Origin of the sequence: Rathayibacter sp. VKM Ac-2760, from assembly GCF_009834185.1 — a bacterium.
Lineage (GTDB): Bacteria > Actinomycetota > Actinomycetes > Actinomycetales > Microbacteriaceae > Rathayibacter.
Map to the genome: position 1 here is coordinate 854,022 of NZ_CP047173.1, position 24,034 is coordinate 878,055.

Consider the following 24,034-nt stretch of genomic DNA (forward strand, 5'->3'; position numbering starts at 1 on the left):
ACGGTGGATCTCGATACGCCCTCTGCGAGGGCTACTCGATCAGCATGATGCAGACGCCCTCTGCGAGGGTTGCTCGATCAGCATGATGCGCACGCCCTCTACGAGGGCTGCTCGATCAGCAGGGGGTCGGCGCGCCCTCGCAGCAGGCCGCGGTACACCGCGTCGAGCCGCGCCGCCGCCGCCGCCCAGCTGTGGGCCGCCGCCCACGCCGTGCCGCCGCGGCCGAGCCGCGCGCGCTCCGCGTCGTCGGCCAGCAGGCGGCGGATCTCCGCCGCCCACGCCTCCGGGTCGCCCGAGTCGATCAGCACGCCGCTCTCCCCGTCGCGCACCGCGTCGACCAGCCCGGTCGTCCGCCGCGCCAGCACGGGCGTCGCGCTCGCCGCCGCCTCGAGCGCGATCAGCCCGAACGTCTCCGCCGCCGAGGGCACCAGCGCGATCCGCGCCTCCCGGAGCAGCACCGCCGCCCGGGCGCGATCTGCGACGCCCTCGAACCGCACCCACTCGTCCGCGCCGAGCTCTCGCACCGCGGCGCGCACCTCCTCGAGGTACCCCTCGCGCCCCGGCGCCGGCCCGCCCGCCAGCCGCAGCAGCGGCCGCTCGGCCCGGGGGATCCGCGCCAGCGCCTGCACGGCGAGCCGCTGCCCCTTGAGCGGCTGCACCCGCCCGAGCAGCACGATCTCGTGCGCGCGCTCGTCAGCTCCCGGCGAGAACCGCGCATCCACCCCCGGCGGCACGACGACCACCCGTGCCGCCTCCACCCCGTACCCGTCGACGACGTCCGCCCGCTCCGACGCCCCCGCGACCACCACCGCGTCCGCCGACGCGAGCACCGAGCGCTCGGCGCGGATCCGCTCCTCCGGCTCCCGCACATCGCCCGGCACGAGCCGCACGTTCTTCGCGAGCGAGTTCGAGTGCATCGAGTGCACGTGCGGCGCCCCGGTCAGCGCCCCCGCCAGACCCGAGACCCAGTAGTGCGAGTGCACGACGTCCGCGCCCTCGGCCGCCGCGGCGAACGCGGGGGCGGAGGCGGCGAGCGCGTACTTGTCCGCCGCCTCGACCGGCACGCCGACCACCGTCACCCCCGGCGCGAGGCGCTGCTCGCCCTCGCCGCGCGTGAGCACGGTGACCTCCCAGCCGAGTGCCGCGAGCTCGGGCAGCACCCCGGCGAGGTAGACGTTCATCCCGCCCGCCTCGCCGGTCGAGGGCTGCTCGAGGGGGGAGGTGTGCGCCGAGACGATGGACAGGCGGGGCATCCGTCCATCGTAGGAGCGCCCGCCGCGGCCACGGATCCCGCCCCGCGGCTCCCGGCGCCCTCGGAATCGGGTTGAATGGACGGATGCGCTCCGGTCGGTGCGCGGAGAGCGTGAGGTCCATGGCCCGCCAGAGTCCCCCCGAAGAGGTGCTGCCCCCGTCGGCCGCGCCCGGGACCGAGGGCCGAGAGCCCTTCAGCGAGCAGGACGTCCGCGGTCTCGTCGGCTCGGCCGCCCTCGACAAGGGCGTCGCCTACGCCGACGAGGGCCGCGTCGCCGAGCTGCAGTGGTTCGGCGGCCGCACCCGCCTCTTCGGCCAGGTCCGCGGCTCCGGCCGCTCGCCCTACGCGGTGAGCGTGCAGCTGCGCGACGAAGGCGACCACTCGCTCCTGCTCGGCGGCGCCTGCAGCTGCCCGGTCAAGCACGAGTGCAAGCACGTCGCCGCGGTGCTGATCGAGGCGCTGCGCCGCGAGCGCGAGGGTGCCCTGAGCGGCCCGTTCCCCGGCGAGACGGCCGTCGACGCGGTCCCGGAGTGGCGCAGCGCGCTCGCCCCGCTGCTGGCCGGCGCCGAGCGCTCGCACTCCGGCATCCCGCTCGGCCTGCAGTTCGAGCTGCTGCCCGGCGAGCCCGTGCGCCGCCCGCCCGGCCGCTACAACAGCTACCGGCCGCCGCCCGAGCCGCGCCCGCGCCTCGGCGTCCGCCCGGTGCGGATGGGCGACCGCGACCGCTGGGTCCGCACCGGCACCAGCTGGCGCGACCTCGGCTACCTGCACTACAGCCACGACTACGACGAGCGCCAGATCGACGTCGTGCGCGAGATGCAGGGCCTGCTCTCCGGGCACAGCGCCTCGAGCTACTACTCGCCCGACACCTGGCTCTACCTCGACCAGTGCCGGAGCGAGGCGATCTGGGCGGCCCTGCACGGCGCCGTCCGCGCGGGCATCGGCCTGGTGATGGGCGACCGCGACCAGTCGCCGCTGCGGATCCTCGACACCACCGCGACCGCGTCCATCGACGTCACCCGCACCGCGGGCGGCCTCGAGCTGCGCTCGCTCGTCGCGATCGGCGACCGCCCGGCGCCCGAGCACTTCGGCTTCATCGGCGATCCCGCCGTCGGCCTCTACACCTGGGACGAGGGCGACGAGCTGCGCGGCAAGGCCGTCACGCTCGTGCCGTTCGCCGCCCCGCTGGTCTCCTCCGCGCGCACCTTCCTCTGGAGCAGCGAGCCCATCCGCATCCCGGAGCAGGAGGAGTCGGCGTTCCTCACCGAGCACTACCAGCGCCTGCACCGCCTCTTCGACATCGTCTCGCGCGACGGCTCCTTCGAGGCGCCGCCCGTCCCCGAGCCCCGGCTCGGCCTGACCCTCGAGCACACCGAGGGCGCGGGCCTGCGCGGCTCCTGGTGGTGGCGCTACGGCATCGAGGGCGGGCGCGGCACCGAGGCCGAGCGCCTCCCGCTGCGGTTGGACGACGAGTCCGGCTACCGCGACGCCGAGGCCGAGCAGCGGATCCTCGACTCGCTCGCCGGCGCCGGCATCGACCCGGAGTCCACGCCCGCCCTGGTCTCGCCCTCGAGCCGACGGCTCCGCCCGACCTTCGACCTGCGCGGCATGCAGACCGTCGGCTTCCTCACCGGCGAGGTCGAGCGCCTGCGCGAGCTCGGCACCGTCGAGATCGAGGAGATCGGCCAGCGCGTCGAGTACCGCGAGGCCGAGACGGCTCCGGTCGTCGCCGTGCAGACCGTCGCCCAGCCCGACAGCCGCGACTGGTTCAACCTCGAGATCTCGGTCACGGTCAACGACGAGGCGGTCCCGCTCGCCGAGATCTTCCTCGCCCTGGCCCGCGGCGACGAGTACATGGTGCTGCCGAGCGGCGTCTACTTCGCCCTGGACGACGAGCGCTTCGGCCGCCTCCGCGAGCTGATCGCCGAGGCGCGCGAGCTCTCCGACGACCCGAGCGAGACGCTCCGGATCAGCCGCTTCCAGTCCTCGCTCTGGGACGAGCTGGTCGAGCTCGGCGTCGTCGAGGCGCAGGCCGCCGCCTGGCGCCGCTCGGTCGAGGGCCTCTCCGGCTTCACCGCGACCGGCGCCCTCGAGTCGCGCGCCCTGCCCGAGGGCTTCGCCGTCGAGCTGCGGCCCTACCAGCAGCTCGGCTACGACTGGCTCTCCTTCCTCTACGACAACCAGCTCGGCGGCGTCCTCGCCGACGACATGGGCCTCGGGAAGACGGTCCAGTCGCTCGCGCTGGTCACCCGGGTGATGCAGGAGCAGCGCGCGGCCGCCGCGAGCGCCGGCACCTCGCCGCGTCCGTTCCTCGTCGTCGCCCCGACGAGCGTCGTGCCCAACTGGGTCGGCGAGGCCAAGCGCTTCGCACCGGGCCTGCGCGTGGTCGGCGTCGACGAGACCTCGAAGAAGAAGCGCAAGGCGCTGTCGACGATGATCGGCGAGGCCGAGCTGGTCGTCACCTCCTACGCCCTGTTCCGCCTCGACTACGAGTCCTACGCCGGCATCCAGTGGTCGGGCTTCCTGCTCGACGAGGCGCAGTTCGTCAAGAACCGCCAGTCGGCCACCCATCAGCTCGCGCGGCGCCTCGACGTGCCGTTCAAGCTCGCCATCACGGGCACCCCGATGGAGAACAACGTGATGGAGCTGTGGTCGCTGCTCTCGATCGTCGCTCCGGGCCTCTTCCCCTCGCCGGCCGGCTTCGCCGAGTACTACCAGAAGCCGATCGAGCGCGACGCCGACACCGAGCGCCTCAGCCAGCTGCGCCGCCGGATCCGCCCGCTGATGCTCCGCCGCACCAAGGAGCTCGTCGCCACCGAGCTGCCGCCCAAGCAGGAGCAGACCATCGAGGTCGAGCTCGGCGCGCGCCAGCGCAAGGTCTACGACACCTACCTGGCGCGCGAGCGGCAGCGCGTGCTCGGCCTGATCGGCGACTTCGAGAAGAACCGCTTCGCGATCTTCCGCGCGCTCACCGTGCTCCGCCAGGTCGCGCTCGACGCGGCCCTGGTCGACGAGGCGCACGCGACCGTGCCGTCGACCAAGCTCGACCTGCTCGACGAGCTGCTCGCCGATGCGCTCGCCGAGGGCCACCGGGTGCTGGTGTTCAGCCAGTTCACCCGATTCCTCGGCCGGGTGCGCGGGCGCCTGGACAAGGCGGGCATCGAGTACGCCTACCTCGACGGCGCGACGAAGAAGCGCGACGAGGTGATCGACCGCTTCCGCTCCGGCGAGGCGGGCGTCTTCCTCATCTCGCTCAAGGCGGGCGGCTTCGGCCTCAACCTCACCGAGGCCGACTACTGCATCCTGCTCGACCCGTGGTGGAACCCGGCGACCGAGTCGCAGGCCGTGGACCGCGCCCATCGCATCGGCCAGACCCGCTCGGTGATGGTCTACCGCCTCGTCGCGAAGGACACCATCGAGGAGAAGGTGATGGCGCTCAAGGAGGCGAAGGCCGCCCTGTTCGCGGCCGTCATGTCCGACGACGGCGCGGCGGCGACCGGCGGCATCACCGCGGAGGACGTCCGGGAGCTGCTGGGCTGAGACGGGGCCGTCGCGGGTCCGGTCAGCAGGCCGGATCCGCGAGCGCCTTGACGAACGCGCCGGTCTGGTAGACGTACTCGTAGGCCCAGTCGCCGAAGGTGTACGGCTCGCCGGAGGACACCATCGACAGCTCGCCGTCGAAGCAGCGGCCGAGCAGCAGCCGCGCCCGCGCGATGTGCGGGGTCTGCGTGATGACGACGACGCTGTCCCAGCCGTCCGTGCGCGCGTCGTCGGCGAGCGCGCGCGCCTCGCCCTGGGTCGTGCCGGGGTCGGCGGTGAAGCAGACCACGTCCATGTCCGGCTCGTCGCAGGCGACGACGTCGTTCTCGCCCGGAGCCGCGGCGAGGTCGGAGGCCCAGACCGAGATCACGAGGGTGTCGGCCACCCCCGCCTCGACCAGATCGCGGCCGAGCTCGGTGCGCGCGCGGGTCGGCGGCCCGAGGACGAGCACCGCGTCGGCGTGCGCGGGCACCGGATCGATCGGCGGCAGCACGTAGACGGGGATCCCGGCGACGAGCATCAGCACGAGCGCGGCGAGGGCGCCGACGCCGAGGCGCCGTGCCCGCAGTCCTGCTCTGCCCACGCGTCTCCTCCGGAACCCCGGCGGTCACCGTACCCCAGGCAGGTGACGCGGGTGTTTCGGGACGGCTTCCAGACTCTCCCGGCCCCCCCCGCATGCTGATCGAGTAGCCCGCGCAGCGGGCGTATCGAGATCCACCATCGCCAGAAGTGGAGTCTGCAGACTCGCCCTCCTGGTGACGGTGGGTCTCGATTCGCCCCTGCGGGGCTACTCGACCAGCATGTCTGCGGGGCGTCGCCCTCGAGTGCCCGTCTCCGGCAGCGTGCTGTACACGATCAGGCAGAGCGCGACGACGACGATCATGGCGACGGCGAAGGCGGGTGCCTCGAGGGGTCACCGGCCTTCACCTTTCGGTGGTACCCCGGCTGACTCCGATCATCGGCACCTCCTGCTTCACCGTCCTCTCGGCTCGGCCGGCCGGGACGGACGAAGGCGACGGACCGCGCGAAGGATTCCAGCCGACGGGCCTGCTCGCCGGCCGGTGGCGGCGAGGCGGATTCCTGCCACGACGTGGCGAGGGCGATCATGCCGCCCATCGTGAAGACGACACCGTCGTCCGTGGAGGAGAAGGGGATGCTGCTGGTCTCCGTGAAGGCTCCGTGGCGCATCCACGAGGAGAAGGCTGCTGCGAGGACGAGGGCGAATCGATCAGTGCGCGGGAGCGAGCGCAGCTTCCGGAAGAACCGGCGGTCCTCGTGCATCCTCGCCAGGAAAGGTTCGATTCCGCGCTCGGCGACCGCGGCGACGAGCTCCTGCTCTCCGTTGTCCATCACCGGTGAGCCGGCGGGGCGGACGCCTTCGAGGAGCCGGTGGTAGATGACGTCGATCATGAGGGCTCCGACGTCCCGGTAGTGGTTGTGCAGCACCTGCCGGCTGAGACCTGCGCGGAGAGCGACGGCGCTCATCGCGATGACCTCACCCTCCTCCGCCTCCCAGATCAGCTGGGTCATCGCGTCGATCAGAGCGGCGCGGGTGCGGAGGACCCGGGGATCGATTCGAGCGGGTCGCCGCGGCTCAGGGGTCGTCGGCGCGTCCTTCGTCGAAGTCATGCCGCCATCCTCGCAGATCGGGTTGTTTTATGTTCAGTTGTCAACAACACACCATCTGTAAATAAAACGAGATGACCACTCATGACGGTGCCGGTCCCCGGCCCGCTCCCCAGCCCGATCACGCGCGCCTCGCCGAGACCGTGGCGGGCGGGCCGCTGACGTCGGAGGGGCCGGGTTCGGTCCACCGCTACCGCAGTCTCGTCCTCGGTGCGGTCGGAGTGCTGCTGCTCGCGATGGCCATGCTGATGGGCTACTCCGGCGCGTTCTCCCAGCCGCAGTCGAACGACGTCGAGTTGGCCGTGGCCGGAGACGCCTCGTCGATCGTCGCGCTCGAGCAGCAGGAGGCGCTCGAGCTCACGATCGTGGCGTCCGATGCGGACGCGCAGCAGCTGGTGCGGGATCGGGAGGTGGACGGCGCCGTCGTCCTGCCCGCCGCGGGCCAGGGCGGCACCGTCACGACGTACATCGCGAGTGGCAGCGGGCGGAGTCAGGCGCTGGCGATCGCCGCCGCAGGCACGACCATCGCGCAGAATCTCGGCGCGTCCGACACGACGACCGATCTCGCCCCGCTTCCCGAGAAGGATCCGGGGAGAACCCTCGAGTTCTACGCCGTCCTCTTCGTCACCCTCGGGGCGTCACTGGGCTCGACACTCTTCGGCCGCATTCTGGGAACCGTCGACACGGCGACGGTCTCGAGATCATCCGCTCGATCCAGTACTTCGACGGCGCCGCGGTGGCGGGGCCCGTCGCCCGCCTCGCGATCCGGGCGACGTGCGGCATCCTCCTCGCCCTGGTCGCGATGCTCCTGCGGAGCCGCCGCGAGGCGAGAGCGTCGAGGAGCCACCGCTCCGCGTCCGCGACCGAGCACTTCGTGCAGATCGACAGGCAGGCCTCGACGGCGACTCCGCAGGCGGCGCTGGGAGGATCCGCGGGACGTCACGACGAGACGGGCGAGGTTCCGACGGCGCCGGTCGCGGGCCGACCTGGGGGCTCGGGCCCGCCTGTGGGCTCGGGCCGGCGAGGACGCGCTGGTCCTCGCTCGCCCGAGCCCGGGAACCGTGGATCAGGCGCTGTGGGCGACGTAGTGCAGTTCGGCCCGGTCGCGTTCCGTGTAGAGGTCGAGGTAGGACTTCGCGATGACCTCGGCTGCGGCGTCGGGATGTCCGCCGTTGATGAGGGCGGAGATCGCGACGTGGGCGACGTGGACGCCCTGAGGCTTGAGCGCGTCGTGGAGGTTGAGCGTCCAGTTCCGCAGGCCTGCGGCGGCGATGCCGATGTTCGCGTAGGCCGCGTTGGGGGTGATGGACCCGCCGCCGGTGGTGACGAGGATCGTGCCGCTGCCGACGGTGATCATGTCCGGGACGACGTCGCCGATGGCGCGGAGAGCGCCGCCGAGGTAGAAGTCGATCTGCGGCTGCAGGTTCTCGGCCGTGACCTCGAGGACGGCGGCCGGGGCGAGGGACACGTCGGCGGGGGAGAACTCGAGCACGTCGATCGGGCCGAGCTCGGCCTTGACCGCCTGAAGCGCTGCGGTCAGCGTCTCGGGCGCGGCGATGTCGGCGGCGTATCCCTTCGCACGGATCCCCTCTTCTGCCAGGAGGGCGGCCAGGCCGTCCAGCTTCTCCTGGTTGCGGGAGAGGAGGGCGACGGTGAAGCCGGTGCGGCCGAAGGCGCGGGCGATCTCAAGTCCCAGGCCGGGGCCGGCGCCGATGATGGTGAGGAGGGGCATGAAGGATCCTGACGTCTGGCGCGCCGATGCGCGGGCGATGACCGCTAAGTTGAGTGCGGCCTCAGTATCACGCTAGACCTAAGTTGAGGTATGGCTCAAGAAGCACGGGGGATTCGCATGGTCGAGCAGAAGGCCCTTCGCCGCGACGCTCGGGAGAACATCGAGAAGCTGCACTCCGCCGCTCTCGAGATCTTCAGCGCCCGGGGTCTCGCTGTACCGCTCGAGGACATCGCCCGGCATGCCGGTGTGAGCATCGGCACGCTCTACAACCGCATCGGCTCCCGCGAGGCCCTGATCGACGCCGTGATCCCCGCGGTGGCCAGTGCCAAGCTGAAGGACCTCACTCGGCGTGCGCTCGAGGAGTCCTCCTCGCGCGCACGTCTGGAGCGGTTCGTCTCGGGGATGATCGATCTCCAGCTGCAGGACCCGGCGATGAACGACGCCATGCTGCGTCGATTCCCCGATGCGACTGCGCTCATCTCCGCGTGCGCCGGCCCGATCGAACTCGGCAGCGATCTCGTGGACGCCGCGCACCGCGACGGCACGCTCTCGCCCGGCTTCACTCACGACGACCTCGTGGCCATCCTCTGGATGGCCGGCGCGACCAGCCGCGAGGCCACTGCTCCGCCGGGCTGGCGCCGCGTCCTCGAGCGCAGCCTCGCCGGGGCCTGGATCGCGTCGACTCCGTGAGTGCCGGGGGACCGTGGACGGTGCCCGGCGTCGACCGAGGCGCCGCGGCTCCGTGCGGCGCCTCCGTCAGGTGCGTTCCGCCCTACCGGGCCAAGCGGGGGAAGAGCTGTTCCGCGGCGGAGCGGTCGATCTGCCCCAGTCGCTCCGCGTCGGGGCCGTCGTAGGTCTCCAGCCACTGGTCGAAACGTGCCCGCCACTCCGGATGCGCGTAGGGGAAATCGCTGCCGTAGAGGACGTGGCCGGGCTCCGCGAACGCCAGAAGCGACGGCAAGGACGTGGGTGTCGAGGACAGGGCCGTGTCGAAATAGAACCTGCGCAGGCCCGCCTGGATGCTCTCCGGCGTCGTGCCGGGATTGAACACCGCTGCGGCGCTGAATCGGCTCGCAGCGTAGGGCAGGAAGCCGCCGGCGTGCGAGAGGATCACGCGCAGGTTCGGATGCCTGTCGAACACCCCGTGTGCGACGAGGTCGACGGCCGTGCGGGTGGTGTCGAAAGGAAAGTCCAGCAGCGCAGTGGGCAGTCCGGGCAGTTGCGCGATCGGCGGAGCGGTCGGATGCACGAACACGACGGCCGAGCGCGCGGCGAGCTCCGTCCACAACGGCTCGTACGCGGGATCGCCGAGGTAGTGTCCGTGCGCGTTCGAGAACAGGAGCACGCCGTCGGCGTGGAGCTCGTCGAGCGCTCGCACCGCTTCCGCGACGGCCCCGTCGAAATCAGGCAGGGGAAGTACCGCGAAGTGACCGAAGCGGTCCGGCCGCTCCCTGACGAGCTCGGCCTGGTAGTCGTTCAGTTCTCGCGCGAGCTCCCGGGCCGCAGCATCGTCGCCGAAGTGGACGCCCGGCGCGCTGACCGACAGCATTCCCGTCTCGATACCGGCCTCGTCCATCATCGCGATCGCCGCTCGAGGATCCCACTCCGGCATCAGCCAGCCGCCGACGGCTCGCGGACCCTGCCGCGCCGCCGTCCCGCCGCTCAGATCCCAGGGATTCCACTGCGCCGTCCCGCCGGCGACGGCCTGTGATTGCCCCGACAGCAGACTTCCCGCAGCCGCCAACGCCTCGAAGTACCGAGGCGGAAGCAGGTGCTGGTGAACATCGATCTTGCCCGGCATCTCGTCGACCTCCGATTGTTCGCATCACCTGCCGCCGCTGATCCTCAAGATGCACGACAGTTCGTTTACAGGTGTCCAGTACATGACCAAGGTACATCAGTGACCACGCCGCGGCGAAGACTTTCCGCACAGCTGAGACAGAGCATCGAGCCGCCTGCCAAGACGGAGATGAACCCGAGTCGGTGGCGCTCACCTCGGTGCGGCTTCCGGTGGACGCGATGGCGCAGGAGCTCGTCCGGCAGTCGTCCGACGGCCGCGCCGTCTCCGCGGTGCAGGCGGTCGAGCACGGTGAGCCGCTCCTGGTCCAGCGCAGCGCGAGCCGAGCGCCGGCGCTCGGACCGCGGCTAGCTCGCTGCCGGGTCCGGCACCGCTCCGATCTGCGTGAGGATCGCCAGCAGGTCGGGCATGCCCCGCTCGCCGACGATCAGGCCGTCGTGGAAGCGGTAGAGGTTCACGGCCGCGGCGACGACGGCGGTGCCGGTCGCCGGCACGCCGAAGAACGCTCCGTCGTGGGTGCCGCGCAGCGTGAAGCGGGCGGCGACGGCGTCGCCCTCGATGATCGTCTCCTCGAGGGTCCACTGGATGTCCGAGAAGCCGCCGCGCATCATCCCCAGGACATGCTCGTACCCGGCGAGCCCCTGCAGGGCGCTGTCGCTGAAGGGGACGTGGAACAGCGCTTCCGGCGAGATGATCGACGCGCCGATCGCGGGATCGGCGCTGTTGATGTACTCGACGAACGTCTGCATGCGGGACGGGAGGGTGTCGGTCATGCGAAAGAGTATTACATAGCACTAAATGCCATGTCATACTCATCCCATGGGATCGATCGCTGCGGACTTCAGGGCTCTCGCGCAGTTCGAGACGGACGTGTGGAACCAGGTGGAGCGGCGATTGCGGGCTGTGGACGGGGCGGTGTCGCTCGGTCGTCACCGCATCCTCGAGCTCGCGGCGACCGACGGGGCGACGACGCGGGTGCAGGACGTCGCCGACGACCTCCTCATCACCGTCGGCGCCGCCAGCAGGCTGACCGACCGGCTCGAAGCCGACGGCCTCGTCGAGCGCACGCCACATCCGAGTGATCGGCGCGGATCGATCCTCCGGCCCACCGAAGCCGGCAGGCGTGCGCTCGCGATCACGACACCCGCGATCGACGAGGCCCTCGAGGGCATCCTCGGCGCCGACGGCGCAAAAGCTCTCGCGACCGTCGCCGCTCTCCTCCCGGCAGCGTCCGGCGAGAAGGAGGCCTCGCGATGACCAGCACGATGCGCGCCGTCGTCCTCGAGCAGTTGGGCGGACCCGAAGTCCTGCAGGTGCAGGACGTGCCGATTCCGGTCCCGGTCACCGGCCAGGTGCTGGTCCGGGTCGAGGCGTTCGGCCTGAACCGCTCCGAGCTGCACTTCCGGCGCGGGACGGGCTCGTTCGGCTCCCTGCCGCGCATCCCGGGGATCGAGGCGGCCGGCACTGTGGTCGAGGCTCGCCGGTGGCGAGTTCGAGCCGGGGCTCCCGCGTCGTCCCCGTGGCGAGCGAGAAGATCGACGCGGACGCCGCCGCGATCATCGACTCGATCAGCGCCGCACTCACCCCCGAGGGACTCCTCGAACTCGACACCCGCAGCATCACCGAGCAGGTGCCTGCCGCGACCATCGTCCGCGACCGGCTCGACGAGACCACGCTCGACCAGGAGCGGCCTCGAGTGCGACGTCAGCGGATTCCCGCCCGGCGCAGGTCGTCGGCCAGGCCCCAGGCGTGCTGTCGCACGATCGCCGCGACGCGGTCGAGCTCGGTGGCGCTGGCCTCTGCCAGCGGGATCGAGCAGCTGATCGCGTCCGTTGCGGGGATGCGGTAGGGCACCACGGCACTGATGCACGACACTCCGAGGGTGTTCTCCTCGCGCTCGATCGAGTATCCGCGAGCCCGCGTCTCCTCCAGCTGCTCCGCCAGGTGGACGGCATCGCTCACCGTATTGGCCGTCAGGCTCAGCAGCCGGCCGGGAGGCAGCACGTCCGACACCTCATCCGGACTGAGCTCGGCGAGCAGCGCCTTTCCCAGCGCGGTCGCATGGGCGGGCAGCTGGCGGCCGACGCGCGAGGTCAGCCGGTGCGACTCACTCGCCTCGCGGGTGGCGAGGTAGATGACATTGGGACCCTGCAACCGCGCGTAGTGCGCGGTGTACCCCGATGCGTCCCGGATGAGCTCGAGGGTTCTCGACGCCCGCTGAACCGCTCCGTCGCGGTCGAGGTAGGAGGTGCCGACGACCAGCGCCCGGTATCCGATCTCGACACCCGAGCCGTCATCGGTGAACTGGATCCAGCCCGCGTCGGCCATGGTGTGCAGCAGCTGGTGCAGGCTCGACCGGGGGTAGCCCGTCTGACGGTGCAGGTCGGTGACGGAGATGGGCGCGCGGGCCTTCCCGAGGGTCTCCAGAATCGTCAGGGTGCGCTCGGCCGATTTCACCGTGCGCACCGGACCCGCACCGAGGTCGGCAGTGTCGGGGGCGACCTTCGGTTCGCGTGGCCCCGCATCGACCTCGATCATTCTCTTCACCACGCCTCCCCGAGCGCATTGTCGATGACCCCACCGCCGACCCGGTCGGTCGACGGGAGCGGGTCGGGGCTCCCCAGGGAGGCCGCCCACTGTTCAGCGTCGTCCTGTGGACGATATCCGATCCGCTGTCCGGCTTCGCGGTTCAGCCACCCTCGGGTGTTGGCCGATGTGCCCCACACGACGTGGCCACCCGGATGCGCGGTGGTCGCCGTCGCCTCGATCAGTCGGCAGAGGTCGCCGGGCGACAGCCAGACCGAGAGCGAACGGGGGTTGGAGGGCAGCGCTTCCGTGGTGCCGAAGCGCGCAGACACGACGGTCATGCCGAAGCGGTCGGCGTACAAGCGCCCGAGAGCCTCCATCGCCGCTTTACTGACGCCGTAGTAGGAGTCGGGGCACGGGGCGAGCTCGACGGCCGACAGTGTCTGGGCCGCCGTGGCGTAGCCGACGGCATGAATCGAACTCGCCAGCAGGAGCTTCATGACGCCGGCCGATCGTGCCGCTTCGAGGACCGTCCGCGTTCCGTCGATGTTCGTCGAGAGGATGTCAGGCCACGGTCGCTCCTGAGCGAAGCCGCCCAGATGGACCACGACGTCGACGCCCCTGGAGGCTGTCGTCAACACCTCCAGGTCAGTGATCGAGCCGCTGACGAAGGTCTCGGACGAGCGCAGTGCGTCTCGGGGCTCGACGAGGTCGAGAAGCGCGACCGACCACCCGGCATCGGCCAGGATCGGCCGGATGAGCGAGGCGACCATCCCCGAACCGCCGGTCATCAGCAGACGTCGCACCATTGCACACACTCCCTTGTTGACGGCACCGGATCTGGTATGTAGCTTAGCGCACACGTTCACAAAGATGGAACGTGTTTACATATGTGAATGGAGAAACATCAATGAAGAAGTTCTCTCTGGCCGGCAGGACTCTCGCCGTGGTCTCAGCGCTCGCGCTGGTGGGCTCGGTGAGCGCCTGCTCGACGGGCGGCGCCAGCTCGTCCAGCAGCGACGACGGTGAGCCGCTCGAGGTCTGGACCCGCTCCAGTGCCGATGCGGCCAAGACCTACGACAAGGTGTTCGCCGACTTCACCGAGAAGACCGGCATCGAGATCAACTACCAGGCCGTGGAGGAGTTCGACACCCAGCTCGCCGCGCGCGCCTCGGAGAAGGACCTTCCCGACGTCATGATCAATGACGCGGCATCCCTCGGCAACTACGCCTCGCAGGGCTTCCTCCTGCCGGTCGACCAGTCGAGCATCGAGGGCGAGGCCGACATCAGCCAGACCACCTGGGACCAGAACAAGGGACTCGACGGCACGATCTACGGCGTCCCGTTCTCGCGGCAGACGAACGTGCTGATGGTGCGCAAAGACTGGCGCGAGAAGCTCGGTCTCGCCCAGCCGAAGACCTGGGACGATCTCACGGCGATGGCCACGGCCTTCGCGACCCAGGATCCCGACGGCGACGGTCAGGCGGACACCTACGGAATGGTCGTCCCCGGAACCGCGAAGAGCGCCTACATCGCCCGCTGGGGCGTGCCGTACATCTGGCAGGCGGGCGGCGACATCATCGAGAGCGACGGTGAGGGCACCTACGAGTCGGTCATCGATTCCCCCGAGACCGCCGAGGCGATGACCTTCATCCGCACGCAGTTCTGCACCCCGGGCAACGTCGTGCCGGGGTCGTTGAATCTCACCACCGGCGACTCGCCCTTCTTCGCAGAGGGCACCGCGGGCATCTACCTGACCGGGCCCTACAACATCCCGAACTTCGACCGCGCCGTGGGAAAGGAGAACGTCGAGGTCGTGCCGATGCCCGCAGGGCCCGCCAGTACGACGACCTTCGCCGAGGGCGAGAACATCTACTTCGGCGCGAGCTCGACGAAGGCGGAGCAGCAGAAGGCTCTGGCCGAGTACCTGATCTCTCCCGAGGCCCAGGAGCTCGCCATGGATGTCCAGCCCGCCGATTCGACGACGGTGAGCCAGCCCGTCGTCCGTCTCTCGGTGAACAAGAACGTCGACGTCGCCGACGTGCTCGGAGACGAGCGCTGGCAGGTCGTCGCGGACTCCTACGACGACGACGCCAAGACGTTCACCTGGTCGATCAACTACAACCCCATCCGCCAGGCCCTCGCCGACGGCATGAACGCCATGATGGCGGACTGCAACAGCGACATCCCGGCCGGCCTGGCTTCCATCGACAGCACCATCACCACCGAATTGAAGAACCAGGATCTGCTGAAGTGACCTCGAAGCCCACCGAACGACCGATCACCTCGGGGGGTGTCGGCCTCGCCCCTTCACGGCCGATTCCCCCCACGGTCCGCAGTGCCGGCGCCGGCCGCACCAGGAGGCCCCGCTTCACGCTCCGCTCGCTGATCCCCTGGATGTTCCTGCTGCCCGGCCTGGTCTTCGCGCTGGTGTTCAAGTTCATCCCGATGATCGAGGGATTCCGCTTGAGCGCCTTCAAGGTGCAGCCCTTCCTCGGCGACGTCTTCGTGGGCTTCGAGAACTACAGCGCGGTGCTCACCGACCAGCGCTTCCTGGATTCGCTCGGGCACACGGTCGTACTGGGCGTAGGACAGACCATCGGAGCCCTCCTCCTGGGCTTCCTCCTCGCACTGCTGCTCGAAGGTCAGTCGCGGAGCCTGTTCCTGGTGCGCACGGCGGTCTTCCTCCCCGTCGTCACCGCCCTCGCGGTGGTCGGCGAGATCTGGCGCATCCTGTACTTCCCCACCGAGACCGGGTTCATCAACTCGATCCTCGGCGTCTTCGGACTGCCCGCCCAGGAGTTCCTGAGCGATCCGAATTCGGCTCTCTTCTACGTCATGGTCGTCGGGATCTGGACGGGCGCGCCCTACAACATGGTGATCATCCTCGCGGGGCTCGCCGGCATCGACCGCACGCTCTACGAAGCCGCGGCCGTCGACGGAGTCTCCGTGTGGCAGCGCATGCGCTACATCGTCCTGCCGGGACTGCGCTCAGCGGTCTCGGTCGTGCTGACCCTCGCGGCGATCCGGAGTCTCCGGACCTTCACAGAGGTGTACGTGCTGACCGGTGGTGGTCCCGCCGGCTCGACCGAGGTGTGGATGACCCGGGTCTACTCGCTCGGCTTCCAGAACAACAACCTCGGGGTGGCGTCGGCCGCGTCCGTGCTGCTGCTGGTCGCCACCCTGGTGCTCACCCTCGGGGTCCGCATCCTCTCCTCCAGAAAGGCCGCCGCATGATCCCCACTTCTCCGGCCGCACCCGACACGGCGCTCGCCGCTCTGCGGCCGGCGAAGGACAAGGCCACCCGCGCGAACACGCAGTTCGACACGGCGCTGGGCTGGCGGCCCGGGTTCGGTGTCGCCACCCTCGTGCGCATCCTGATCTGCGCCGTGGTGCTCTTCGTCTTCGCCGCTCCCTTCATCACCATCATCTCGGGAGCCTTCGACGCCAGCACCGACTCGACGAGGGTCAGCCTCTTCCCCAACAATCCCTCGCTCCTGCCCGCCCAGGTCGCCGCCGACAAGGGCATCTGGGGGTACTTCGCCAACTCGCTGATCATCGTCGGCGGCGGGCTCCTTCTGCAGATCGCGATCTCGATCCTGACCGCCTACGCGCTGGCCAGGCACCGCTTCCTCGGACAGTCGATCGTCCTGCTGCTCTTCCTGCTGACGATGATGCTGCCCGAAGAGGTCATCGCGATCCCGCTCTCGCAGGTCATCGGCAACATCCCCGTGCTCGGCATCAGTCTCCGCGGCACCGTGTTCGGCGTGATCCTGCCCGTCGCGGTCTGGGGGTTCTCGATCCTCATCATGACCGAGTTCATGAAGGACATCCCTCAGGAGATCGAGGAGGCGGCCCGCCTCGACGGCGTCGGCGAGCTCCGGATGCTGTGGTCGATCATCCTGCCCCTGTGCAAGCCGGTGCTCGGAGTCGTGACGATCTTCGGATTCATGATGATCTGGGACCAGTACCTGCTTCCTCTGATCGCCGCGAACGATCCGAGCGACTACACCCTCACGGTGGCCCTGAGTGTGCTGCGCACCGACGCCCAGACAGGCCCGGGCGTGCTGCTCTTCGGCGCTCTGCTCGCTCTCATCCCCAGCCTCATCGTGTACCTGCTCATGCAGAAGTCGCTCATCCGCGGCATCACGTCCGGCGCAACGAAAGGCTGACGACCATGACGATCCTCACTCCCACCCCCTCGACCCCCGACGGGCAGCCGGTCGAGCTCGACTCCACCGGCAGGCCGGAGCACCGCATCACGGACCTCGTCATCACGCCGATCGCCTTCCGCGACCCCGCGCTGCTGAACTCCAACGGCGTGCACGAACCACTCGCCCTCCGCACGATCGTCCAGCTGGTCGTCGCCGACGGCAGCGTCGTCGGCCTCGGCGAGGGCTCGGGCGAGCGCGAGGTCCTCGACCGGCTCGAGGTCGTCAGGCCCGCAGTCCTCGGGCTCAGCGTCTTCGACCTCAACGGGATCGAAGCGGCGATCAACACGGCACTGGGCGGCGACGACGGCGGACTGACCCGCATCCAGCGCCGCGTCGTCTACTCGATCATCGATGTCGCCTGCCACGACGCCCAGGGCAGGATCATCGGAGTTCCCGTCAGCGAGCTGCTCGGCGGCGCCGTCCGCACGGAGGTGCCGTACAGCGCGTACCTCTTCTACAAGTGGGCCGGGCATCCGGCGGCCGACGGCAGCACGGCCGACGACGAATGGGGTGCGGCCCTCGACCCCGCAGGCATCGTGAAGCAGGCCCGGCAGCTGATCGACGAGTACGGGTTCGGGTCGATCAAGCTCAAGGCCGGCGTCTTCCCGCCCGAGCAGGAGATCGCGGCCATCCGCGCACTCGCGGAGGCGTTCCCCGATCTGCCGCTGCGCATCGATCCGAACGGCGCGTGGACCGTCGAGACCTCCCTCATGGTCGCGGACGAGCTTCGGGACGTGCTGCAGTACCTGGAGGACCCGACGCTCACCCTCGACGGCATGTCGGCCGTGGCGGAGTCGGCCGGGATCCCGCTCGCCACCAACATGTGCGTGGTCGCCTTCGAGCAGATCAAGGAGGCGCTCGAGAAGAACGCGGTGCAGATCATCCTGAGCGACCACCACTACTGGGGCGGTCTCCGGCACACCCGGGAGCTCGGCGCCATCTGCGACACGCTCGGCATCGGTCTGTCGATGCACTCGAACTCGCACCTCGGCATCTCGCTCGCCGCGATGACGCACGTCGCTGCGGCATCACCGACACTCACCTACGCGTGCGACACGCACTACCCGTGGAACCACGCCGACGAGATCGTGAAGCCCGGCGTCCTGGCGATCCGGGACGGCTCGGTCGCCGTGCCCACCGGCCCGGGCCTCGGAGTGGAACTCGACCTCGAGGCCCTCGAACGCCAGCACCGCGTCTACGTGGAGTCGGGCCGCACCACCCGGGAGGACACGGTCTACATGCGCTCCATCGACCCCGACTACGACCCGACGCTGCCCCGATTCTGATGGGCTCGTTCCAGACCGGGTCCTCCTTCGATTCCACGGCGTACCTCTACCCGTGGGACGTGGTGGGCGACCCCGCTGCCGCTCGGCGCATCGCGCGGTCGGGCGTCTCGAGCGTCACCCTGGCTGCCGCGTACCACTCCGTTCGGGCGGCGACGCCACGTCATCCCGGGCATCGCGTCGTCGAGGCCCGCACCGCCGCGCTGTACGTGCCCGTGCGGGAGCGCGCGTGGGCGGGCCAGCGTCTCACGCCCGGCGACGGTGCGGCCTGGGCCGGACACGACTCGTTCGCCAGGGCTCGCGATGCACTCGCCCAGGCGGGTCTCGCCAGCCGGGCCTGGCTCGCGCTGACGCACGCCGACGGCATCGCCGCCGGTGGTACGTCATCACCGGTCGCGCCCGACCTGTGCACGACGAACGCGTTCGGCGACGTCTACACCTACTCTCTCTGCCCCTCGAGCGAGGAGGTCCGGCAGTACGCCGCCACGCTGACCTCCGAGTGCGTCGCACTGGCGGGCGTCGACAGCGTGATCCTCGAGGCCGTGGGCCCGATGGGCTTCGGCCATCTGAGCGCGCACGAGAAGACGGCGGGGGCCGACCACGGCCCTCTCGGAGAGGCGCTCCTGTCGGTGTGCTTCTGCGAGGCATGCTGCTCGGCCTACGACGAACGGAGCGGGGCGGATGCTCTGCGGCAGTCGGTCCGCGAGGCGCTCTCCCGTGCACCGGGCACGTCGTCGGCGCTCGACGACGGTCTGCGGACCGCGCTCGGCGACACGACCGCCGACGTGCTGCTCGAGAGCCGGCGTTCGGCCTCTCTCGCACTCCGGACAGCCGTTCTCGACGCGGCCCGGTCGGCTGGAGCGTCGAGGGTGACCATGCACTCCTCGACCGAGACCTGGGCGACGGGGCCGTTCAGCGCTCTTCTCGACGACGCACGCGACCTGGACGGTGTCGTCGCCGCCGCGTGGGCGCAGGGGCCGGAGAGCGTCGTCGAGGTGTCACGACTCGCTCGAGCCGCGCATCCCTCGCTCGCCATCGGGGCGTACTGCACGGTCCTGCCCCCCACCCCGATCGATGTGCCGCAGACCGTCCGGCACTGGTCCGCCCTCCTCGAGGCCGGCGCCACCGAACTGCACCTGTACCACGCCGGTCTTGCATCGGATGCTCGGCTCGACCTGCTCGAAGCGGCGCTCGACCAGGTCGAGGCCGCCGACTCCACCCGGACCCGCACTGCCCCGTCACCCCTCGCGAAGGAGCCCTCCCATGACTGAGCTGACCCAGAGACTCGGCGACCGACCGATCGTGGCCGTGCTGCGCGCCTCCGAGTCGACCGCCTTCATCCCCGTCTGCGACGTGCTGTTCGACGAGGGCTTCCCGGCTGTCGAGATCACGATGACGACGCCCGGAGCCCTGCAGGTCATCGCGGACATCCGCAGACGGATGCCCTCCGACGCGGTGGTCGGCGCCGGCACGGTTCGCACACTCGCCCAGGTCGACGGTGCGATCGACGCCGGGGCGCAGTTCCTGGTCAGCCAGATCACCTCGCCCGAGCTCGTCGCCGCTGCAGCCGCGCGCGGTGTGCCCTTCATCCCCGGCGCCCTCACCCCGACGGAGATCGTCCATGCCTGGCAGCTCGGGGTCGAAGCGGTCAAGGTGTCGCCCATCGGGCCGGTCGGCGGCCTCGACTACCTCGCCGAACTCATCGGGCCGCTCCCCGAGATCGCCCTGTTCCCCACCGGTGGCGTCCTGATCAGTCAGGCGGCGGACTACCTCGACACCGGTGCTTCGATCATCGGCCTGAGCAGGGACCTCGTTCGCGACGCCTTCACCGACGGCAGCCTCGACGAGCTGCGCGAGCGCGCCCACTTCGTGGTCGACTCCGTCGCGGCGCGCCGGACCGCGCAGCCGGCCTGACTCCTTCTCCCGTCCCGTCACACCCACCTACAGATCCAGGAACCTCATGCAGAAGATCGCCTTCATCGGACTCGGGATCATGGGACTGCCCATGGCGAAGAACCTCGTCGACGCCCGCTTCGACGTCACCGGCTTCAACCGGTCCAGCGCCAACCTCGACGCTCTCCTCGAGCACGGCGGGCGGCGAGCCGGCAGCGTCGCCGAGGCCGTGGACGGCGCCGATGTCGTCATCACCGTGCTGCCCGATTCCCCCGACGTGGAGGGGGTGGTACTCGGAGAGGGCGGAGTGCTGGAGTCGGTGAAGAGCGGCGCCCTGCTCGTCGACGCGAGCTCGATCGCACCCGCGACGGCCCGCCGAGTGGCGGAGGCGGCCGCAGCCGTCGGAGTGCGGGCGCTGGACGCTCCGGTCAGCGGAGGCGAACAGGGCGCCATCGACGGCGCGCTGTCGATCATGGTCGGCGGTGCGGCCGAGGACTTCGAGGCCGCGCGAGACGTCTTCGCCGCGATGGGGAGCACGATCGTGCACGTCGGCCCCAGCGGATCGGGCCAGACGGTCAAAGCCGCGAACCAGCTCATCGTCGCCGGCACCATCCAGCTGGTCGCCGAGGCCCTCACCTTCCTCGACGCCCACGATGCCGACCTCGAGGCCGCCGTGAGCGTGCTCGCCGGGGGGCTCGCCGGAAACCGCATCCTCGATCGCAAGGCGGCCGGGATGATCGCGCACTCCTTCGCGCCGGGGTTCCGCATCGGACTGCACCACAAGGACCTCGGCATCGTGCTGGCCGCCGCCCGGGAAGCAGGAGTGGTCGTCCCGGTCGGAGCGCTGCTCGGCCAGCTCATGGCATCGATGGTCGCGAACGGCGACGGCGGGCTCGACCACTCCGCCCTGCTCCTCGGAGTGGAGCGCCTCTCGGGCCGGGGGAGCGTGGGGGGCGCATGATCCGTGCAGCGGAGCCTCGCAGGAGCCCGACAACCGTCCGAGTCACTCCGGAGCCGTCCTCCGTGGCGGATGTCGTCACACCCACCGAGGAGATCTTCGTCTGGCGAGCCGGTGCCCTGACGGTGTCCTTCGGCTCGGGGGAGCACCCGGTCCGGATCGTGGGCGTGAACGCCGGACCGGAGCAGGTCGTCACCGAGGCGACCCAGCCGCTCGTCGAGGCCATCATCACGGGCGACGGCCGCGCTCGGAACACCACCCGCTTCACCCATACGGGAGTCGGGGCGCGCCTTCGTCTCGCCGACATCCGCGAATCGGTGATCGACGGCGTCGCGCGCCTCGAGATCGATCAGCGCGACACTCGGACGGGTCTCGTCGTGACGGTGACCTTCACGGCGTCTCCCGACATCGCGGGTGCCCGTGTCAGGACGTCGGTCCGCAACGAGGGTTCGGCGCCGGTCGTACTGGAGGCGCTGTCCACGGTCGCGATCGGTGCGCTCGTCAGTCACGGCGACGACCCGCACGACGCGCTCCTGCACTCGGGATCCGGCGAGCAGCTCGCCGAGAACCGCTGGGTGGTGACGAAGGCCTGGTCGCAGGCAGGGCTCGGCGACTTCCACTCCGGGATCAACCACCAGCCCGGACGCGGTTACACCGCGGCGACAGGGACCTCGACCTGGACGACGGCTCGCGCGCTGCCCACGGGGGTGCTCGAACACCCCGTCTCCGGTCGCGCGATCGCCTGGCAGCTGGAGCACAACGGCGGCTGGCGCTGGGAGATCGACAACCAGCGCGAAGGCGAGGACGCGCTGGCTCTCGTCCTGCTCGGCCCGACGGACCTCCATCATCACTGGGCCGAGGAACTCGTCCCCGGAGCGGACTTCGAGTCCGTCCCCGCATCGTTCACCGTCGGCAGCGCCGGCGCGGCGAGCGCAGTCGCCGAGCTGACACGGCATCGTCGCTGGCTCCGACGAGCACAACGAGCGGACACGTCGTCGCTCCTCGTCTTCAACGACTTCATGAACACGATCCTCGGCGATCCGACGACCGAGCGGCTGCTCCCTCTCATCGCCGCTGCCGCCGCAGTCGGGGCGGAGTGCTTCTGCATCGACGCCGGCTGGTACGACGACAGCGAGGAGGGCGACTGGTGGCCGAGCGTCGGCGAGTGGCTCCCGTCGACACGACGGTTCCCCGGAGGCGGGCTGGTTCGAGTCACTGAGGCGATCCGCTCCCGCGGAATGAAGGTGGGCATCTGGGTCGAGCCCGAGGTCATCGGAGTCCGCAGCCCCCTCGCCGACACGCTCCCCGCCGACGCGTTCCTGCAGCGACACGGAATCCGTGTCCGCGAGCACGACCGCTACTTCCTCGATCTGCGCAACGAGGCAGCCCGGGAGCACCTCGATCGGACCTTCGATCGACTCATCGCCGACTTCGGTGTGCGCTTCTTCAAGCTCGACTACAACGTCACTCCCGGCGCGGGGACGGACCTCGACGCCTTCTCGGCAGGGGCCGGGCTCCTCGCGCACAACCGCGCGCACCTGAGCTGGTTCGCCGCGCTCCGGGCTCGGCACCCGGACGTGGTGTTCGAGAACTGCGGCTCGGGCGCCATGCGCTCCGACTTCGGGATGATGGAGGTCTTCGACCTGCAGTCGACGTCGGACCAGCAGGACTTCCGGCTGTACCCGCCCATCGCCGCCGCCGCACCGATGCAGATGCTCCCCGAGCAGGCGGCCAGCTGGGCGTACCCGCAGCCGTGGATGAGCCAGGAGGAGATCGCGTTCACCATGGTGACGGGCCTGTCCGGCCGTCTCTACCTGTCCGGCTTCCTCAACCGGATGAACGAGGAGCAGTTCGCCCTCGTCGAAGAGGCGGTCCGAGTGTTCACCGAACTGCGCTTCGACATCGCGGAAGCCGTTCCCGAGTGGCCGAGCGGCTACCCGGACTGGGATGCACCCGCACTCTCACTGCGGCTGCGAGCCGCCGGCCGGTCGATCCTCTACGTCTGGCATCGGAGCGAATCGAACAGCGAGACCCTCGAACTCGACCTCGGCACGAACGCGACGCCGGCCTCGCTGCGGCAGATCTATCCGGCTTCCGCGCCGGCCTGGACGATCTCCGGGAACGGAGACGGCCGGATCGCTCTCAGCCCGCCTGCTCCCGGTGTCTCGGCACGGATCTATGAACTCACCATCGACTGATCCGGCTGCTTCTTCGTCACCTCGTGCCGCCTGATGGGCAGCTCGGTTGCGATCGATGCCGGCCAGAGCGGCATCCGAGCCCGGGTCTTCGGCGGCGATGGCGGGGTGTACGAGCTGGACACGTCGAGCCTTCACGGGATCCGCACCGACCTACCCCTCGGCAGCGAACTAGAAGCGGTAGCGACCTCGATCATCGGTCGGATCGGTCAGGTGGAGGAGATGGCCGTAGGATCCACTGGTTTCACTGGGAACGAGAACCTGCTCGGACTCGAAGGGCTGAAGGACCTCGGCGTGCGGAAGGTTCTGATCGCCCACGACTCGATCACTTCCTACCTCGGAGCTCTCGGTGAGCAACAGGGCGCTGTCGTCGCCGCAGGGACCGGTGTCGTCACGCTCGCCGTCGGAGCGGACGCAGTGGCAAGGGTCGATGGCTGGGGCCACATCATGGGAGACGCGGGCAGCGGTTACTGGTTCGGGCGCGCAGCTCTCGACGCGGCCATGCGCGCCTACGACGGGCGCGGTCGTGACACGGTTCTGCTCGATCGACTTCGAGACGAATTCGGTGACGTCGAGAAGGCCTACATCGCACTGCAGGCCGACCGAGCCCGCGTTCGACGAGTCGCATCCTTCTCCAGATGGGTGACAGAAGCCGAGAGTGACGGCGATCCAGTGGCTGCCGACATCTGTCAGAGAGGAGCGGTGGAACTCGCCCTCTCCGCTGCAACCGCGCTGGACGAAGTCGACATCGGTCTCGATGCAGAATCCCTCGTCTGCACTCTCGGTGGGGTGTTCAGGGCACCGGCCATACGAAAGAACTTCGAGACAGAGATCTCAAGACGACGACCACGTTCGCGTCTTGTTCTTGATAGTGGCGACGGTCTGGATGGAGCGTCAAGACTTCTTGACCTCGCGTCTGGCAGCCCTCTCATCTCTCACGTCAAGATCATCTCCCTCAGCTGAGAAATGGGTCTCGAGGAGGCCGAGTCCCTGACAAGCTCGGGTCGCCCGCGTCGT

At 69.9% G+C, this 24,034-nt stretch carries 22 protein-coding genes; 14 read left to right on the plus strand and 8 right to left on the minus strand.

Annotated features, from left to right (window positions below; genetic code table 11):
- Positions 1-98 precede the first annotated feature (98 nt).
- Positions 99-1,253: a glycosyltransferase gene (locus GSU72_RS03850; RefSeq protein ID WP_159983867.1), complete on the minus strand. Its 1,155-nt coding sequence runs from the start codon at positions 1,251-1,253 to the stop codon at positions 99-101.
- Positions 1,254-1,372: 119 nt separating this feature from the next.
- Here GSU72_RS03850 and GSU72_RS03855 point away from each other — a divergent pair, with 119 nt between their 5' ends.
- Positions 1,373-4,792 (plus strand): DEAD/DEAH box helicase, encoded by a 3,420-nt coding sequence (locus GSU72_RS03855; protein ID WP_159983869.1) that lies wholly within the window; start codon positions 1,373-1,375, stop codon positions 4,790-4,792.
- A 22-nt stretch (positions 4,793-4,814) separates the two neighbouring features.
- Here the strand turns inward: GSU72_RS03855 and GSU72_RS03860 are convergent, their stop codons facing one another.
- Together GSU72_RS03860 and GSU72_RS03865 are read right to left on the minus strand one after the other, a co-directional pair.
- Positions 4,815-5,375, minus strand: coding sequence for a YdcF family protein (locus GSU72_RS03860; RefSeq protein WP_159983871.1), 561 nt, complete (start codon positions 5,373-5,375; stop codon positions 4,815-4,817).
- Between the two features lie 296 nt (positions 5,376-5,671).
- Positions 5,672-6,421 (minus strand): hypothetical protein, encoded by a 750-nt coding sequence (locus tag GSU72_RS03865; RefSeq protein WP_159983873.1) that lies wholly within the window; start codon positions 6,419-6,421, stop codon positions 5,672-5,674.
- A 71-nt stretch (positions 6,422-6,492) separates the two neighbouring features.
- Between GSU72_RS03865 and GSU72_RS03870 the strand changes: the two genes are divergently transcribed.
- Positions 6,493-7,506 carry a hypothetical protein gene (locus GSU72_RS03870; protein WP_159983875.1) on the plus strand — a complete coding sequence of 338 codons (1,014 nt, stop codon included), beginning with the start codon at positions 6,493-6,495 and terminating at the stop codon, positions 7,504-7,506.
- Here GSU72_RS03870 and GSU72_RS03875 read toward each other — a convergent pair.
- The gene (locus GSU72_RS03875; RefSeq protein WP_159983877.1) at positions 7,485-8,150 is read right to left on the minus strand and encodes an SDR family NAD(P)-dependent oxidoreductase; all 666 of its coding nucleotides are present in this window, start codon (positions 8,148-8,150) and stop codon (positions 7,485-7,487) included. The two genes, GSU72_RS03870 and GSU72_RS03875, sit on opposite strands and share 22 nt — an antisense overlap.
- A gap of 117 nt (positions 8,151-8,267) precedes the next feature.
- Here GSU72_RS03875 and GSU72_RS03880 point away from each other — a divergent pair, with 117 nt between their 5' ends.
- On the plus strand, positions 8,268-8,840 hold the full coding sequence (locus tag GSU72_RS03880) for a TetR/AcrR family transcriptional regulator (RefSeq protein WP_159983879.1): 573 nt from the start codon (positions 8,268-8,270) through the stop codon (positions 8,838-8,840).
- An 82-nt stretch (positions 8,841-8,922) separates the two neighbouring features.
- Here the strand turns inward: GSU72_RS03880 and GSU72_RS03885 are convergent, their stop codons facing one another.
- Positions 8,923-9,951, minus strand: a complete 1,029-nt coding sequence (locus tag GSU72_RS03885; protein ID WP_159983881.1) for an amidohydrolase family protein — start codon at positions 9,949-9,951, stop codon at positions 8,923-8,925.
- A gap of 344 nt (positions 9,952-10,295) precedes the next feature.
- Positions 10,296-10,721 carry an ester cyclase gene (locus GSU72_RS03890; protein WP_159983883.1) on the minus strand — a complete coding sequence of 142 codons (426 nt, stop codon included), beginning with the start codon at positions 10,719-10,721 and terminating at the stop codon, positions 10,296-10,298.
- A 46-nt stretch (positions 10,722-10,767) separates the two neighbouring features.
- On the opposite strand from GSU72_RS03890, the gene GSU72_RS03895 reads away from it, so the two are divergent.
- Complete coding sequence (locus GSU72_RS03895) at positions 10,768-11,205, plus strand: MarR family transcriptional regulator (RefSeq protein WP_159983885.1); 438 nt, start codon at positions 10,768-10,770, stop codon at positions 11,203-11,205.
- 8 nt (positions 11,206-11,213) lie between these two features.
- On the plus strand, positions 11,214-11,771 hold the full coding sequence (locus GSU72_RS03900) for an alcohol dehydrogenase catalytic domain-containing protein (protein WP_244256079.1): 558 nt from the start codon (positions 11,214-11,216) through the stop codon (positions 11,769-11,771).
- Here GSU72_RS03900 and GSU72_RS03905 read toward each other — a convergent pair.
- Together GSU72_RS03905 and GSU72_RS03910 are read right to left on the minus strand one after the other, a co-directional pair.
- A complete protein-coding gene (locus GSU72_RS03905; protein ID WP_159983889.1) occupies positions 11,653-12,486 on the minus strand; it encodes an IclR family transcriptional regulator in 834 nt (277 codons plus the stop codon). The two genes, GSU72_RS03900 and GSU72_RS03905, sit on opposite strands and share 119 nt — an antisense overlap.
- Before the next feature lie 5 nt (positions 12,487-12,491).
- Complete coding sequence (locus tag GSU72_RS03910; protein ID WP_159983891.1) at positions 12,492-13,283, minus strand: NAD(P)-dependent oxidoreductase; 792 nt, start codon at positions 13,281-13,283, stop codon at positions 12,492-12,494.
- Positions 13,284-13,384: 101 nt separating this feature from the next.
- Between GSU72_RS03910 and GSU72_RS03915 the strand changes: the two genes are divergently transcribed.
- From GSU72_RS03915 to GSU72_RS03955, 9 genes are all read left to right on the plus strand, one after another.
- Positions 13,385-14,731 carry a sugar ABC transporter substrate-binding protein gene (locus tag GSU72_RS03915; protein WP_159983893.1) on the plus strand — a complete coding sequence of 449 codons (1,347 nt, stop codon included), beginning with the start codon at positions 13,385-13,387 and terminating at the stop codon, positions 14,729-14,731.
- Positions 14,728-15,711, plus strand: a complete 984-nt coding sequence (locus GSU72_RS03920) for a sugar ABC transporter permease (RefSeq protein WP_244255960.1) — start codon at positions 14,728-14,730, stop codon at positions 15,709-15,711. Before GSU72_RS03915 ends, GSU72_RS03920 begins: the two co-directional genes overlap by 4 nt.
- Complete coding sequence (locus GSU72_RS03925) at positions 15,708-16,646, plus strand: carbohydrate ABC transporter permease (protein ID WP_159983895.1); 939 nt, start codon at positions 15,708-15,710, stop codon at positions 16,644-16,646. The genes GSU72_RS03920 and GSU72_RS03925 overlap by 4 nt, the downstream gene beginning before the upstream one ends.
- A 5-nt stretch (positions 16,647-16,651) precedes the next feature.
- The gene (locus tag GSU72_RS03930) at positions 16,652-17,974 is read left to right on the plus strand and encodes a glucarate dehydratase family protein (RefSeq protein WP_159983897.1); all 1,323 of its coding nucleotides are present in this window, start codon (positions 16,652-16,654) and stop codon (positions 17,972-17,974) included.
- Complete coding sequence (locus tag GSU72_RS03935; RefSeq protein ID WP_208545145.1) at positions 17,974-19,242, plus strand: hypothetical protein; 1,269 nt, start codon at positions 17,974-17,976, stop codon at positions 19,240-19,242. Before GSU72_RS03930 ends, GSU72_RS03935 begins: the two co-directional genes overlap by 1 nt.
- On the plus strand, positions 19,235-19,885 hold the full coding sequence (locus GSU72_RS03940) for a bifunctional 4-hydroxy-2-oxoglutarate aldolase/2-dehydro-3-deoxy-phosphogluconate aldolase (RefSeq protein ID WP_159983899.1): 651 nt from the start codon (positions 19,235-19,237) through the stop codon (positions 19,883-19,885). The genes GSU72_RS03935 and GSU72_RS03940 overlap by 8 nt, the downstream gene beginning before the upstream one ends.
- A gap of 46 nt (positions 19,886-19,931) precedes the next feature.
- Positions 19,932-20,825, plus strand: coding sequence for a 2-hydroxy-3-oxopropionate reductase (locus tag GSU72_RS03945; RefSeq protein ID WP_159983901.1), 894 nt, complete (start codon positions 19,932-19,934; stop codon positions 20,823-20,825).
- Between the two features lie 62 nt (positions 20,826-20,887).
- Positions 20,888-23,020 carry a glycoside hydrolase family 36 protein gene (locus GSU72_RS03950; protein WP_208545146.1) on the plus strand — a complete coding sequence of 711 codons (2,133 nt, stop codon included), beginning with the start codon at positions 20,888-20,890 and terminating at the stop codon, positions 23,018-23,020.
- Positions 23,021-23,125: 105 nt separating this feature from the next.
- Complete coding sequence (locus GSU72_RS03955) at positions 23,126-23,980, plus strand: BadF/BadG/BcrA/BcrD ATPase family protein (RefSeq protein WP_159983903.1); 855 nt, start codon at positions 23,126-23,128, stop codon at positions 23,978-23,980.
- Positions 23,981-24,034: the final 54 nt, after the last annotated feature.